The 14,833-nt window shown below is 66.3% G+C and carries 14 protein-coding genes and 1 pseudogene; 8 read left to right on the forward strand and 7 right to left on the reverse strand.

Features of this window, described 5'->3' with window-relative positions; all coding sequences use genetic code 11:
- Positions 1 to 342: 342 nt before the first annotated feature.
- On the reverse strand, positions 343 to 1,542 hold the full coding sequence (locus VMJ11_RS23500) for a pyridoxal phosphate-dependent aminotransferase (RefSeq protein ID WP_325622269.1): 1,200 nt from the start codon (positions 1,540 to 1,542) through the stop codon (positions 343 to 345).
- A 127-nt stretch (positions 1,543 to 1,669) separates the two neighbouring features.
- Complete coding sequence (locus tag VMJ11_RS23505; protein ID WP_325622271.1) at positions 1,670 to 2,572, reverse strand: LysR family transcriptional regulator; 903 nt, start codon at positions 2,570 to 2,572, stop codon at positions 1,670 to 1,672.
- 425 nt (positions 2,573 to 2,997) lie between these two features.
- Here VMJ11_RS23505 and VMJ11_RS23510 point away from each other — a divergent pair.
- Positions 2,998 to 3,393: pseudogene (locus VMJ11_RS23510) on the forward strand (transposase); the annotation flags it as partial.
- A gap of 808 nt (positions 3,394 to 4,201) precedes the next feature.
- Here VMJ11_RS23510 and VMJ11_RS23515 read toward each other — a convergent pair.
- A complete protein-coding gene (locus VMJ11_RS23515) occupies positions 4,202 to 4,516 on the reverse strand; it encodes a hypothetical protein (protein WP_325622273.1) in 315 nt (104 codons plus the stop codon).
- 307 nt (positions 4,517 to 4,823) lie between these two features.
- Between VMJ11_RS23515 and VMJ11_RS23520 the strand changes: the two genes are divergently transcribed.
- The 4 genes from VMJ11_RS23520 (at position 4,824) to VMJ11_RS23535 (ending at position 8,092) form a co-directional block, all read left to right on the forward strand.
- Complete coding sequence (locus VMJ11_RS23520) at positions 4,824 to 5,519, forward strand: YdcF family protein (RefSeq protein ID WP_325622275.1); 696 nt, start codon at positions 4,824 to 4,826, stop codon at positions 5,517 to 5,519.
- Between the two features lie 159 nt (positions 5,520 to 5,678).
- Complete coding sequence (locus VMJ11_RS23525) at positions 5,679 to 5,915, forward strand: hypothetical protein (RefSeq protein ID WP_325622277.1); 237 nt, start codon at positions 5,679 to 5,681, stop codon at positions 5,913 to 5,915.
- A gap of 257 nt (positions 5,916 to 6,172) precedes the next feature.
- Positions 6,173 to 6,433: a DNA-binding protein gene (locus tag VMJ11_RS23530; protein WP_325622278.1), complete on the forward strand. Its 261-nt coding sequence runs from the start codon at positions 6,173 to 6,175 to the stop codon at positions 6,431 to 6,433.
- A gap of 357 nt (positions 6,434 to 6,790) precedes the next feature.
- On the forward strand, positions 6,791 to 8,092 hold the full coding sequence (locus VMJ11_RS23535) for an EAL domain-containing protein (RefSeq protein ID WP_325622279.1): 1,302 nt from the start codon (positions 6,791 to 6,793) through the stop codon (positions 8,090 to 8,092).
- Positions 8,093 to 8,119: 27 nt separating this feature from the next.
- Here the strand turns inward: VMJ11_RS23535 and arfB are convergent, their stop codons facing one another.
- Positions 8,120 to 8,524, reverse strand: coding sequence for an alternative ribosome rescue aminoacyl-tRNA hydrolase ArfB (gene arfB / locus VMJ11_RS23540; protein WP_325622280.1), 405 nt, complete (start codon positions 8,522 to 8,524; stop codon positions 8,120 to 8,122).
- Positions 8,525 to 8,749: 225 nt separating this feature from the next.
- On the opposite strand from arfB, the gene VMJ11_RS23545 reads away from it, so the two are divergent.
- Together VMJ11_RS23545 and VMJ11_RS23550 are read left to right on the forward strand one after the other, a co-directional pair.
- Positions 8,750 to 9,403, forward strand: coding sequence for a VC0807 family protein (locus tag VMJ11_RS23545; protein ID WP_325622282.1), 654 nt, complete (start codon positions 8,750 to 8,752; stop codon positions 9,401 to 9,403).
- A gap of 167 nt (positions 9,404 to 9,570) precedes the next feature.
- Positions 9,571 to 12,090 (forward strand): FUSC family protein, encoded by a 2,520-nt coding sequence (locus tag VMJ11_RS23550; protein WP_325622284.1) that lies wholly within the window; start codon positions 9,571 to 9,573, stop codon positions 12,088 to 12,090.
- Positions 12,091 to 12,161: 71 nt separating this feature from the next.
- On the opposite strand, the gene VMJ11_RS23555 is transcribed toward VMJ11_RS23550, so the two are convergent.
- Positions 12,162 to 12,368, reverse strand: coding sequence for a hypothetical protein (locus tag VMJ11_RS23555; protein ID WP_325622286.1), 207 nt, complete (start codon positions 12,366 to 12,368; stop codon positions 12,162 to 12,164).
- 131 nt (positions 12,369 to 12,499) lie between these two features.
- A complete protein-coding gene (locus VMJ11_RS23560) occupies positions 12,500 to 12,961 on the reverse strand; it encodes an Lrp/AsnC family transcriptional regulator (protein ID WP_091996480.1) in 462 nt (153 codons plus the stop codon).
- Positions 12,962 to 13,085: 124 nt separating this feature from the next.
- Between VMJ11_RS23560 and VMJ11_RS23565 the strand changes: the two genes are divergently transcribed.
- The gene (locus tag VMJ11_RS23565; protein ID WP_325622289.1) at positions 13,086 to 13,697 is read left to right on the forward strand and encodes a cysteine dioxygenase family protein; all 612 of its coding nucleotides are present in this window, start codon (positions 13,086 to 13,088) and stop codon (positions 13,695 to 13,697) included.
- A 209-nt stretch (positions 13,698 to 13,906) separates the two neighbouring features.
- Here VMJ11_RS23565 and VMJ11_RS23570 read toward each other — a convergent pair.
- On the reverse strand, positions 13,907 to 14,833 hold a 927-nt coding region (locus VMJ11_RS23570; protein WP_325622291.1), incomplete at its 5' end, for a mechanosensitive ion channel family protein.

Genomic DNA, 14,833 nt, shown 5'->3' on the forward strand with positions numbered 1-14,833 from the left:
TCATGCAGCCAGGTCAGACCCTAAGTAAGGTAAATCAGGTTCAAGGAACCGGATCAGACAGACGAAAGACGATATGGAACTGGAGACGCGCTCGCCCGATTCTGATCGGTCATATTGATGGGAGCACGCACCGGGGGGCCGAAATACAGGCAAAGCGCCAGACCCAGCCGGACGGAGCAGCGAAATTCCCGCAGGGAATCGCTAGACTGAGCGCCATATTACGCAAAAACGCCCGGTGCGTAAAGACGCCATCCGGCACGCATCGCCGCGTTTCGCCTCCGGCACAGTGCCCGTTCGCGCCCTTGCGCCATGCCTGTGCATAAATGGCGCAAAGGCGTGCACTCAGCGCGCCCCGATCGCCTCCAGGTAACCCGCCAGACGTTCGACGCCCGCATCGAGGCGCGCCGGGTTGCACGCGTAGCACCAGCGCACGAAGCCTTCCCCCTCCGGACCGAACGCGCTGCCGGGTGCAAGGCCGAGGCCCGCATCGCGCACCAGCGCCTTGCACAGCTCGAGACTGTTTTGCGCACCCTGCAGCCGGAAAAACAGGTACATCGCGCCACGCGGTACCTTTACGTCGACGCCCGGCAGCTTCGCGAGCGCTGCCGCGAGATGGTCGCGCGAAGCGCGCAGATCGGCGACGAGCGCACGCGTGAACGGCTCACCGTGCTCAACGGCGGCGATGCCGGCCTGCTGCACGAACGAGGGCGCGCACGAGGTGTTGTACTCGACCAGCTTGCCGAGATCGTCCGTCAGGGTGCGCGGCACGACCATCCAGCCGAGCCGCCAGCCGGTCATGACCCACGTCTTCGAGAAAGAATTGACGCATATCAATCTTTCTTCGCGCGAGGCGATGTCGAGGAACGAGGGCGCGGCGCGCTCGCCCGCGTCGCCGTAATAGAGGCGCTCGTAGACCTCGTCGGCGACGATCCAGATGCCGTGGCGCCGGCAGTGCTCGAGCACGGCGCGCTGCTCGTCGCGCGTCATCACCCAGCCGGTCGGGTTGTTCGGCGAGTTGATCATCAAGAGGCGCGTGTCGGGCGTAAGCGCCGCCAGCAGCCTGTCGAGATCGAGCGTCCAGCCGCGTTCGCCATAGCTGAGCGAGACCGTCTCGACCGTGGCGCCGAGAATCTTCGGAATCTCGACGAGGTTCGGCCACAGCGGCGTGAGCGCCACTGCGCGCTCGCCCGCGCCCACCACCAGTTGCGCCGCGAGCATCAGCGCGTTCACGCCGGCGCTCGTCACCGCGATGTTGTCGAGCGGCGTCGCGCCGTGCAGTTCGCTCACATAGCGCGCGAGCGATTCGCGCAGCGGCGCGATGCCGAGGTTGTGCGTGTAGAACGTGTCGCCGCGCCCGAGCGCCTCTGCCGCGGCCTCGCGGATGAACGGCGGCGTCACGCGATCGGACTCACCGAACCAGAACGGCAGCACGTCGGGAACGCCGAACCCTGCGTTGGCCACTTCGCGTATCTGCGACGAGCGCAGCGCACGCACCGCGTCGCGCGGCAGGGAAACGGAGGACGACGGATCGAGATCGCTCATCGAGATTTCCGGATGTCACAAATTGTGGGAAAGCATGGAGTGTAGCGCGCAGCCCGCACCACCGAAGCCGAGGCCGGCAATCGGGGGCGCACCGCTTCAGTGCTGCATTTTTCAATGCCGTACTTCGTCAGCGCCGTACTTCGGGCTGACCGGAAAGCTGGCGGATCAACGACCACACCGCCTCGGCGGCAGGCGAGAGCGAACGGTCGCGGCGCCGCACGAGCTCCACCGTGCGCTCAGCGCGGGGCACGAGCGGCCGCGCGAGCAGCGACGCGCCCGCCGGCACGGGCAGGGCGAGCCAGGGCAGCACGCTGATGCCCACGCCCGCCTCGACGAGGCCGAACACCGTCGCGGGATGCCCAAGCTCCTGCACGACGCGCGCACGCACGCCCTGCTCGCTCATCACGGCGTCGATCAGCGGGCGGCTACCCGAGGCATAGTCGAGCATCACGAGGCGCTCGCCGTCCAGCGCCTTCCACGAGACCTGTTCGCGCTGCGCGAGCGCATGATCGCCGCGCACGACCACGCAGAACGAGTCCGTGGTCAGACACTCCGTTTCGAGATCTTCGGCCGCAAAGGGACCGATGATCACGCCGAAGTCCACCTCGCCCGAACGGATCTTCCGCACGACATCGCTCTGCACGTCGTCGCGCAGCCCGAGCGTGATGTAGGGAAACTGCCGCCCGCAAGCGGCCACGACCTCCGGCATCAGCCGGCACGCCACCGTGGGGCTTGCCGCGACGACGACCCGGCCGCGCCGCTGCTCACCGATCTCCCGAATCTCGCGCAATGCGTCGTCGAGGTCGCTGATGAGACGCGGGATGCTCGCGATCAGGTTTGCGCCGACATCCGTGAGCTGCACTTCGCGCGTCGTCCGATCGACGAGCTTCACGCCGATCTCGGCCTCCAGCTCGCGCACGCAGCGGCTCACCGCCGACTGCGTGAGCCCGATTTCGTCCCCGGCCCGGCTGAAGCTCTGGAGCTTCGCGACCTCGATGAACACCCGCAATTGCCGCAGCGTCACATTCATCCGCATACCTCATGAATCATCCGATTTCATGCAATTCTATGTCGATCGCATACCGTTACGCGAAAATGAATCGCGACGCCGATTGTTCGCCGCAGTGCAGCAATACAGCGCAAACGCACGTCCGACGGGCCTCCTTGCACAAGATTGGTGATTCTCCCGATTCTCTTGGCAAGTGTTTTCGCGTCTCATACGCCCCTGGCAATCTCCCGCGCGGGCTTGGCGCCACGCGGCTTCAAGACGAGAACGTACGTGCTGGCACAGTTTTCGCATTAAGGCACGCACAGGCTCGATGGACGTACCGGAAGCACGCAGTCCGGATCGATCCATCCGGGCCCGCCTGGTACTCCGGCATCCGGTCGGGAGTACATGAAGAGTGCGCAGCGCGGGGCAGCGCACCGGAGATAGCTTCGCTGAGGTGAAACATGATGCTGTTCGACGATTTGAGAGACAACGAATGGGCGCTGGTCGAGGCGTTGTTCTGTGCCGAACCGGCACGGAGCGAGCGGCGCGGACGGCCTCGCGTCGAAGCGCGTGCTGTGGTCAACGCGGTGCTCTGGGTACTTTCGACGGGTGAGGGGTGGTCCAAGCTACCGGGCCGCTACCCCTCGCCGCCGACCTGCCGCCGCCGTTTCGACGAGTGGCAGGCGGACGGCACGCTTGCGGAGATCGTCAAGCGACTCAGTTCGAACGGGCGCGAGATTTCGTTGCGCGGCCGTATCGGCGCAACGGCTACCAAGCCGCCCGCACCGCCGAGCCGCGACCGCCTGCGCGGCGCGTTCTGGACCAACCCGGAGTCGTGGCGCGCGCCGGTCAAGATGGCCTGAGCCCACGCTGTAATCGTTCCGTGCCGGGCGCCTCGTGCGCCCGGCACGCCATCTGGCCGCAGTTGCGGCCCGTGCGGGCGCCTTTGCCGGCTCGCCAGTTCCCCCTTCCGGCTTTCCCGTTGTGTCCGTCCGACCGGACGCAACGCCCTTCTGCGCCCCACGCAGGCGACCATCGATTCGCTGCGTCCACAACAAAGCGGGCGCCTGTGCGATACATCTCTTTACCAATATTTACAGCATCCTTTCGCACATTAAGTTAACGTGCCCTTATGTCCGTGAACGTCAGCAAACCCGATTGACGGGAAGCCATCATGAAATCCATGAACCTGCACATTCGGGGCATCATGGTTTCGCTGCTTGCTCTCGCGCTTTTCGCGTTGACGGCGTCGTTCATGTCGTTCAGTGCTGCCGCCCAACCACCGCATGCCCCAGTACCGACATGGTCAGCGCCCCGCAGTGGCGCTCGAGCGTGGCCACCTGCCGAGTCTCGCAGCGGCGCGGATCGCCGGCCCGTGCCGCGCGGCGACCTGCGCGGGGACATTGCCGAAAATGCACGCCGCAACGCACCACAGCGGCAGGAGCCGCAGCGCCACTGAAACTGGCTCAATTGACATCGCCGGCGGAACTGCCAGTTACTGATGGAAGACGGATACAGCCGCGGCTCAGCATATACCCTGCCTTTGGGAACCACCTCGCCTTGCGTGTGGTCTACCTTTACGCCATCAAGCACAGCGTGGCAGCAGTAATTCCGGTAAGCCCGTATCTTTCGATGCGGGCTTTTTTTTGGCGGTAGAGGGGAGAGGAACTACTGGCGGGCTTCGAGGCCGGCTTGGGGCACGCACTCCGCGACATAGTCGGCCACGCGATGTGCGCTCCAATGCGCCGTGCGCTCGTCGCGCTCAAGACGCGCGAATTCCGCGCGGCCGCGATCGGTCAGCACCGCAATGTCGACCGGCGCATGAAAGCCGGGCGCCGGCGCAACCGTACGCTGACGAACGATATCCATCATGCCGAGATCGCGCAAATACTGAAACACCTCAGGCCGACGCGCCCACGGGACCTGCCGATACTGCACCCGCCGCAGCGCTTCGAGTACTGCTTCGTTGGAATACGTGGTCATCTCACTTCTTTCTTAAAGTGCAGTCCTGCGATCATTGAGCCTGGCGCGAACCGGCTTCGCCGCAAGACCGCGTAAGCGGCAAAGCCCGAGCCCTCGTGGGCGCCCGCGCCATCCGTACGCTGTGCGGCGGCAGGGACTGCAGGTTATCCGGGCCCCGTGAAAGCGAATTCGCCGCTTCCTGCCCGCCCAACGCCGCGCCACGCTCGCGGCGCAAAAGGCAGTTGGACGCGCTTCTTCCCGAAAACAATACGTTACCTCATCCAAATTGATTCTATTCGTTTTGTTTGCGCTATTTATTGCGCTAGCCATGCTGTGGCGCAGCGCGCGCTGGCGAGTCGCTGCCTGCGCGGCCATCGTCTTCTGGCTGCTCGCGGCCGGCTGGCTGTCCGGGGTGCTGCTCGATTTCGCCCAGCCCAGGATGTATCGCACTCCCTACGATCAAGCCAGAGTCGGCCCGATGAGCTTCGGGCCGCGCACCGCCATCGTGATGCTGGGCGGGGGCACCGAGTATCGAGACGGGCAACTGGTGCCCAAGCCCGATGTCTACGCGCGCATAGCGCTTGCCGCCGCGCTGCACGCGAAGTGCGCCCGCGAGGGCGGCGTGTGCCGGGTGATCGTGACCGGCGGCAACCCGCAGCACCACGCAAGCGCCGAGGCCGACAACTACGTGCCCTACCTGCTGCACGCGGGCGTGCCGAGCGCCGACCTCGTCATCGAAAACCAGAGCCTCACGACCTGGCAGAATGCGCGCAACGTCGCGCCTATCGTCCACGCCGAGAACAACGACACGCTCCTGCTCGTGACGTCCTCGTACCAGATGCGGCGCGCGATGCTCGATTTCCGGCGCTTCGACATGAACCCGCTGCCCGCAGTCTCGAGCGTGCGCCTCGTCAAACGCGGCCTGCTGCCGCGCGTGGCCAACCTCGATTCCGCCGAAACCGCGCTGCACGAGTTGATAGGGATCGCGCAGTTTTATGTCTACAGGATGATTGGATGGTTCTAGCGTGACCGATATGCGACAGCAGATGTAACCAGATGTAACTCCGGGGCGCTGCGCTCACGTGATGTCATCTGGGGCGAGTATTTGCTCGTTAGAATGAGATGTCCATCCTGCTTGGACAGGTACCGGCTGGGTCCATAAACCACTCCTTCGGAGGTAGAGATGAAAAAAGTGTCCCTCGCAGTCCTGATTTCGCTTTCCGCACTGACGGGCGCTGCATACGCGCAGTCGGATAACGGCATCATGATGAGCACCGATCCGGCAAAGGCTGCAGATGTCGAACAACGCGCTCAGGATCTGCAGCAGCGTCAGCAGGCGGCCATGTCCGCGCAACAGGAAATGCCCATGAAGCACCACAAGTCCGGGCATATGCACAAGAAGCCCGCCGAGGCCCAGTAAGGACATCGGCCGCGCCGCGCAGCTCATGCCGCGCGGGTAGCGCCTTCCCGGAAATAAAGCCGATGCCGGTCGCGCCGTCATCGGTTTTTTTTGCTGGCCGCGCCCCACCCTGCGCTGCTCGTGGCGCGCGTGCGCCATGGGCTCGCGCCGCGGTGCGAGCGCGGTATGCTAAAGTCGCGCACCTCGAATCCGACCCGGTCAGGATAGACGCGGTCGGCATGCCCAACCCTGTGCGCGCCCACGCGCGGAGAATCCCAATGAGCAACATCCAGCTCGACATCGAATGGACCGAAGCGGCTTCCCGCAAGATCGAGAAGCTGATGCCCCGCGGCGGCAGTCAGGACGCCTTTCTCGCGCTGCCGCCCATCGAGTGCCTCCCGATGGAAGGCGACGTGCTGTTCCTCGGCCCGGCCGGCAAGCAGCAGCCGTTCATCGTGGCGGAGCGCCAGTACCATCACGAAGGCGACGCGGACTGGACCATCATCCTGATCCTCGACGTGCCCAACGCCACGCACTGAGCGCCAAATCCGGCAGCACGGGAGGCACCGGCCCATGGCGGGCGCCTCCCGTCCTTTCGCAATCCTCCGCTTCATCTCGTAGCTTTTCGCGTAGTCCGTTGGTTCCGGCAAGTTCACCCGGCACGCCGCGAGACCTGCTCACCGCGCGCCAGCGGCTTGCGCCGCTCTGCTCTCCCGCCCCACGATCGATATGTGCGCCACGCCTCGCTGGGCACGCCACGTGCGCGCAGTACTTTTCGATAGTCCGTACACTTGACGGCACGACCTACCGCCGCCGCGCGAGCGCCTGCAGCACGCAGCAGCAGCCTGGCGCGGCCCACGGGCCCCCGAATCGCGCACCGCCGCGCATCCCGAGCCATGCCGAACGATATGTCGAATGCGAAGGCGACTCCGGCCGCCAGCCAGCTTGCCCAGTTGCAGCCGCATGGCGACAGCTGGGGCGCGCAATGGCGCGGCTGCGAGCTCAAGAGTGCGTTCCAGCCAGTGCTGTCGATCACCCACCAGCGCGTGGTCGGCTATGAAGCGCTGCTGCGCGCCACCGACGCCGCCGGCCACGCCGTAGCGCCGGCGGATCTGTTCGCGGGTGTAGCGGGCGCCGAGGCGCAGCAACTCGACGAACTCGCCCGCTGCCTGCACCTCGCGAATTTCGTCGGACAAGGCATCGAGACCGGCTGGATCTTCCTGAATACGCTGCCGCGCAGCGCGCGCGCCGCGGACCCCGCGCAGGCGGCCATCGACGGTCTGTGCCGACAATTCGACTTCCCGCACGAACGCGTGGTGATCGAGGTTCTCGAGCAGCGCGGCGGCGACGAGTACAGTTCGTTCGTCGACGAACGGCCGCCCGCTGGCGGCCGCGACTTCCTCGTCGCACTCGACGACTTCGGCGCAGGCTTCTCCAATTTCGATCGCGTCTGGCGCTACCGGCCGGACATCGTCAAGCTCGATCGCTCGCTCGTCAAGCGCGCGGCCAGCGGCGAGAGTCATGTGGACTTCATCGCGGAGCTCGTCTCGATCCTCCATCACGCGGGCACGATGGTGCTCGCCGAGGGCGTCGAAACCGAAACGCAGCTCATGGTGCTGATGCAGGCCGACGTCGATCTCGTGCAGGGCTTCTGGTTCGGCGAGCCGAACGCTTCGGTGCGCGAGGCGAGCGCCGCCGCGCCCGCGCTCGCGCACTCGATGTGGCAGCGCTTTGCCGACTACCAGCGCAGCACCGAGATCGTCGAGCAGGTCAACTTCGGCGCGCTCTCGCACGCGATGCTGCGCGGCGCGCGCGTGCTCACCGGCGGCGGTTCGCTGGAAGCGGCCGCCGCGGCGATCTTCGGCGGCAGCCACGCGCAGCGCGTATTCGCCGCGAACGAGCACGGCGAGCAGCACGCGCCCTCGATCACGGCGCCCGGCGTCGGGCCGCCCGCGCGCCTCGCGCCCTTCTACCCCGACACCGACAGCAACTGGTCGCGCCGCGAATATTTCCGGCGCGCGCTCGCCGCGCCCGGACGCGTTGCCGTCATGGGCCCGCACTACTCGCTCAATGACGGCGAACTCTGCTATACCGCGGCCATCGCGCTCGACTTCGGCGGCGCGACGCACGTGCTATGCGCCGACTTTCCGCCCGAGCACGGACCGCGCGGGCAGCCGTGGCGCGAGGCTAATGCATGAACGAACCGGCACGCCGGCGTGCCAGGCTCAGTCGCAAACGCGCCGCCGGGCCGCCTTCGTCTCGCCATGGCGTGCCTTGGCATCGAGCCGGCGCAGCTTCGAGGCGCGGGTCGGACGCGTCGCCACGCGCGCCTTGCGCGTCACGCTCACGCTGTCGACCAGTTCCTCCAGACGCGCCAGCGCCGCCTCCCTGTTCTGCTCCTGGGTGCGGTATTCCTGCGACTTGATGACGATGACGCCCCCGCGCGAAATACGCCGGTCGGCGAGCGCAAGCAGGCGCAACTTGAGCACCTCGGGCAGCGACGACGCGCGAATGTCAAAGCGCAGATGAATCGCGCTCGACACCTTGTTGACATTCTGGCCGCCCGCGCCCTGCGCGCGAACGGCGACGAGTTCGATTTCCTGCAACGGGATGGGAGCGCGAGCGGTCATGAGAGAAAAGAAGGAAAGCGGGCCGCGTCGGGCAGCCCACGCGGCAGTTTCGCATAGCGCCGCGCGTGCCGCGAGCCGGGCTCCGGCAGGTACGCGAGATGCATCAACGCGGCTCGACGACCGCACCTCGAGCGCCGCTCGACCACGACTCGCGTTTGCTGCCGCGCGGCGCTTGAACGATACTTCGGTCATCCCGCAGGAAGCCCTCTCAGGAGCACGCATCCCATGAAGCTGCGTCCAGCATTCGTCGCCGAACTGGCCGTCAACCTGCTGCTTCCGTGGGTCGCCTACCGTCTCGCCGAACCGCATTGGGGCGAAGTCGGCGGCCTCGTTGCCTCGGCCATTCCGCCGCTCCTCTGGAGCATCGTCGAACTGGTGCGCTTTCGGCGCGTCGATGCGCTCTCGTCCGTCATTCTGCTCGGCATCGTGCTCTCGCTGCTCGCTGTCGCGTTCGGCGGCAGCCCGCGCGTGCTGCTGATGCGCGAATGCCTCGCCTCGGGCGCGATCGGTGTCACCTTCCTGCTCTCGCTGCTGGCAAAGCGCCCGCTCGTGTTCTATCTCACGCGGGCCACGGTCGCACGCGAAACACGCGAGGGTGTCGCACGCCTCGAGCGGCTCTGGGACGAGAACCCCAGCTTCGTCTCGGCCATGCGACTGCTCACGATCGTCTGGGGCGGGGGGCTGTGCGTCGACTCGGTGGTGCGCACCTGGCTTGCCGCCATCTGGCCGGTCGAGCGCTTTCTCGTCATGTCGCCGATCATCGGCTATGGCGTGTTCGGCGGCCTGATGGCCTGGACACTCTGGTATCGCACGCGCATGCGGCGCATACACGGCACGCACGGTCTGCTCGGCGACGCCAGCACGCTCAGCGTGGACTGAAAGCACGGGTTCCACGCGCTCGCGCCAGCGCGAAGGCAGCCGGCTGCGGCCCGCTGGAACGCACGGGAAAGCCCGCATACGCAGACGGTCAGATCGCGCCCGAAATCAGTTAGACTCAGCGCCACACTCCGCGGCGTACCGTCCGCTCTCGAACCATTCGGCAGTCGATGCGTTACTCGGTAGAAATCAGAAAATTCCTCTATAGCCAGTACTTTTACGGCGGTCTGCGCATCGCGGTCGGCATCTCGCTTCCCGCCGTCCTGTGCCTGTTCGCCTTCCACAAGAGCGAGCTCGGCTTCACGATCTCCACCGGCGCGCTCGGCGCCTGCGTGGTCGACATGCCGGGACCGCTCAAGTACAAGCGCAACGAGATGCTGGCGTGCAGCGTGATCGGTTTCCTGTCCGCTTACGCCACGGGCCTCGCGACCGTCAATCCGGTGGCGCTCTGGGCGACCGTCGTGCCGCTCACCTTCGTCCTCTCGCTGATCGTCGTGTACGGCAACCGCTGGCCGCAGATCAGCTTCGCCACCCTCTTCATGATGGTGATGACGCTCGAGGAGCACTTCACGCCGCACCAGGCGCTCGTGAATGCGCTGTGGATCCTGCTGGGCGGCCTTTGGTACACGGGCTGGTCGACGCTCGTGAGCCGGCTCATGCTCGATCGCATCGAGCAGCAGGCGCTCGCGGAGAGCGTGTTCGCCTGCGCCGAGTACCTGCTCGCGCGCGCCCAGTTCTTCGACCTCGATAACGATCTCGACGAGTGCTACCGCAACCTCGTGGCCAAGCAGATCGCGGCGGTCGAGCGCCAGGACGCCGCGCGCGACATCGTGCTGCGCAACCTGCCGAGGCTCAAGGCCGGCAAGATCGACGCGCGCCGCGCGATGCACTTCAACCTTTTCATCAACACAGTCGATCTGCATGAGCTCTTCGTGGGCGCGCATACCGACTACCCGCTCGTGCGCAACACCTTCGGCGGCTCGGACCTGCTGGTGTTCTATCGCGACCTGATCCGCAAGGCCGCCGCCGACCTGGAAGATATCGGCCTTGCTGTGCTGCAAAACGAAGCGCCGCGCGCGAGCGTCAACGTGAAAGCCGAGCTGCGCGCGATCGAATACGAGCTCGAGCTGCTGAAAAAGCGCGACCTGGCCGCCACCGACCCGGAAGCCTATGCGGCGATCTCGGCCTCGTTCCGGCGTATCTGGAGCGCGACGCGCCTGATCGACCGCATGCGCCGCAGCCTCGCGAGCGAGATGCCGACGACCGGAACCGAGCTGCGCATCGACGAAGCGCTGACACGTTTCGTGACAAGTCGCCGTGTGCCCTTCCTGCAAATCTTCTCGAACCTCACGATGGCCTCGCCGAGCTTTCGCCACGCGCTGCGCGTGACGATTGCCGTTGCGGTGGGCTTCTGGCTCGGGCGGCTGTTGCCGCTCACGAACGCTTACTGGATCGTGATGACGAGCATCATCATTCTGAAGCCCGGCTACTCGCTCACGCGCCAGCGCAATGCGCAGCGTATCGTCGGCACGCTGATCGGCTGCGTGGCCAGCATCGCGTTGATCCTGCTCGTCAAGCAGCCGCTCGTGCTGCTCGTCTCGATGTTCGCGGCGATGGTGATGAGCTATAGCCTCCTGCTCTTCAACTACACGGCAAGCGTGGTGTTCACGTCGGCTTACGTGCTCCTGATGTTTCATCTGCTTGCACCGGGCAGCATGCGCATCATCGGCGAGCGCGCGATCGACACCGTGGTGGGCTGCATGATCGCGATCGCCGCGAGCCATCTGTTCCCCTACTGGGAATATCGGCTGATGGGCAAGCTCGTGCACGACATGATCGCCGCGACGCGCAGCTATCTCGAGGCGAGCTGGTGGTGGAGCGGGCGCACGAGCGCGCCGCAGCCGGCGTTTGCGGGGGCTACGATCAGCGAGGCCGGCGCGCGCGTGCCGGGCCACGCGATGGCGACGGCAGCAACAGACGCTGGAGGGGTGGCAGGCAGTTTCGCAGGCGGCTCGGCTGGCGGCGTGAAAGGCGGCATGGCGCGCGCTGCGAGTGTCGTGGACGAGCCCCTCGCCGCCGCGGCCCTCGCGCTCGACGAAGCGCCCGCGGGCAGCGCCCCGGGCTCGCCCGTCGCGGCGGTCGGCGCGAAGGCCACCGCACAGGCCGCGCAGAACGCCGCCGCTGCGGCGCCCTCGCTCGCGCGCGACTTCCGCTACCGGCTTGCGCGCAAGAACGTGCACGTGGCGTTCGCGAATCTCGGCCAGGCGTTCCAGCGCATGATGCTCGAACCAAAGTCCGCGCAGAAGTTCGTGCCCGAGCTCAACGACCTGCTCGTGCGCAGCCACGTGCTCGCCTCGCAGATCACGGCCACCGCGCCGCTGCTGCGCAGCACGGCGCGTCCCGACCAACCGGCGCTCAAGCTCGACGCGCTCGAGCGCGCCCTCTCGTGCGTGCGCGAAAACCTCGTCGCCGCCGAGGCGGGCACCCCCGCGCCCGCCGATCAGGCCGACATCACGAAGCAATTCACGCGCGAGCTGGATGCGATGGTGGTGGAGGCCGAACGCGCGCTCGGCGCCTCGGCGGAACTCGCCCAGGAGATCAAGCTGCTCGCCCACCAGTGCAAGCAGATGATCGCGGCCTCCTGGCTGATTCGCCGGGACGCGAGCATCATCCGGCTACCGGAAGAGTAAGGCGCGTGGGGAGCGAAGCGCGCGGTGTGCACCGTGCGTCGCTGCGGTAAGGCGGTGCCGCTAAGGCTACGTCACTGCGTCGAGCTGCCGGCTTGCGAGGCGGCCGTGCTCGCCGTTGCGCTCGTCGATGGATTCGCTGCGCTCGCGCCGACGCTTTCGTCGTATTCGTGCTTGCCGCGCAGCGCATTGAAGAGCACGGTGCCGATCACGAACAGCACCACCACGACGATCAGCACGGCAACGCCGAACGTGGGGTTCTTCTTGCGCGGTTCGTTCATCGGTCGTGCCCAGCCTTGAAGGAAAACGGTGAGAGGAAAGGGCATTCTACGCCGCAGCGCCTTGCAGACGGCTTGCGGCCCAAGCAGCGCGCTGGCGCGGATGCCGCGCGCGAGGTGCCGCCAGTCCCGCTCTACGTCCCGCTGCGCACCGGCAGCGCCGTCGAGTACTTGAGCTGCTCCATGGCGAAGCTCGAACTCACGTCGAAGAGCGGCACGGCGCGAATCAGCTGCTTGTAGACGCGGTCGTAGTCATCGATATCGGACACCACGATACGCAGCAGGTAGTCGGTCTCGCCGCTCATGCGATAGGCCTCGACGATCTCCGGAATGTCCTGCACCGCGCGCGTGAAAGTCTGCGCCCATGCCTCGGTGTGCTGGTTCGTTCGCACGCCGACGAACACCGTCGTTCCCACGCCGAGCTTGCGCGGGTCGCACAGCGCGACCTGCGCGCGGATCACCCCGGTCTCCTTCAGGCGCTGCACGCGCTTCCAGCACGGCGTTTGTGAGAGATTGACGCGCTGCGCCAGTTCGGCGACCGGCATGGTGGCGTCCTGCTGCAGCAGCTCGACCAGTTTTCTGTCGATGAGATCCATTTCCGCCTCCCCGAAGCGTAGAAATTTATTCTACATGATAGGGAAATGGCAAAAGAATAGGGAAACTCTTTCTCGACGCAAGCGGCTATAAATCTTCTTATCGAAACTCAAAGAAGAACGCGCCATGTACGCCCCAGCCGAACTCGCCCTGCTGAGCGCCGTCCACACCGCGGAGCACCATGCGCTCGCCGTCGCACGCCTGTGCGCCGCGCTCGACGCCGCCTTCGAAGCCTGCGCGACGCCCGCCGATCCGTCGCGTTGCGCCCGTTTCGCGCATGAGGTCCGCGAGGCGCTCACGCGGGCGCTCGCCGACCCGGCACTGGTCACGCCCGCGCAACGGGAAGGCTGCACGCACACGTATCGGCGCCACCTTATCGCCACCGACAGCCGGGGCCTCTACACGGTCGCATCGCTCGTCTGGCAGCCGGGCCACGCCAGCCCGATCCACGCCCACCACACCTGGTGTGGTTACGCCGTGCTCGAGGGCACGCTGACCGAAACGCGCTATGCCTGGGACGACGCGCGCCAGGGCGCCGACGTCGTTCGCTCGCATCCGCGCGCAAGCGGCGCGGTTTCCTTCGGCGGGCGCGGGCGCGCGAATATCCATCGGCTATCCAACGGCAGCGCCGCGCAGGCCGTCTCGCTGCACATCTACGGCGTGCCGGGCGAGCATATCGCCACGCAGGTCAACGACGTGCTGCCGCTGGCGCGCGAAAAGGCGGATGCGGTGCATTGAGGCAATGGCGGCGGCAAGCGCACCGGTCGCGAGGTCAATGGCGGCGCGTGCGTCCCGCTGCTCCATCGCCTGAACGGCGCGATATCGCCACTCATAAGCAATCCGAATGAAATCGAACACTGACCCGGCGCGCAGCGAGCCAGCATGACCCCGGAATCGAACTATCTCGACGTCACGCTCAACGTTGTGCCGCCAGATGGAGAATGCATTCAGCCACGGCTGCCTGCGGTGGGAATTTGCGGCGGCGCGCCTTCGGGACCGGCGGTCGAAGGCGGCGCGGGCCGTGGCTCGTGCGATGCGTCCCGCGCAACGCCACCGCTCGCGCGCTCTTCATGCGCATGCGCATGACCATGCGCGGCGCGCGCCGTCGTCTCGTGCGGCGGCTCGGGCGTTGTCTCGTATGGCGCCTGTACGTCGCCGCTGCGTGACGACATGTGCACCTGCATCTGCGGCACCGGGATCTCGATGCCGGCTTCGTCCATGTGGCGCTTCAGGCGTGCGTTGAACGCGCGCGCCACACTCCACTGTTGCAGCGGCCGCGTCTTGATCTGCCCTTTCACGACCATCCAGTTCGGATCGAACCGGTCGAGCCCCCACACTTCCACGGGCCCGAGAATCTCGCGGCGGTAGCGAAAATCGGCCACGAGCTCCGCGCCCGTTTCGCGAATCATGCGCGTGACCGTATCGAGATCGACCGCGAACGGCACGCGCACCTCGAACACGGCAAACGCGAAATCGCGCGAGAGGTTTTTCACGATCTTGATCTGCGAGAACGGAATGGCGTGAATCGCGCCCTGCCCGTCGCGCAGCCGCACGGTGCGAATCGACAGATGCTCGACGGTGCCCGCATGGCCGTTGTCGAGATCGATCCAGTCGCCCACCGAAATCGTCTCTTCGATGATGATGAACAGCCCCGTGATCAGGTCGGTCACGAGCGATTGCGCGCCGAAGCCGATCGCCAGACCGATCACGCCCGCGCCCGCCAGCAGCGGCGTCACGTTGATGCCGAGATTCGCCGCCGTGACGATGCCCGCGATCGTGAGAATCGACACGAGCAGCGCGTTGCGCACGAGCGGCAGCATCGTGCGTGCGCGCGTGCTCGGCGCGCGGCCCTTGGTGCGCGGGCCGCTCGGATT

Origin of the sequence: Paraburkholderia sp. (genome assembly GCF_035501035.1) — a bacterium.
In the GTDB taxonomy this organism is placed as follows: Bacteria; Pseudomonadota; Gammaproteobacteria; order Burkholderiales; family Burkholderiaceae; genus Paraburkholderia.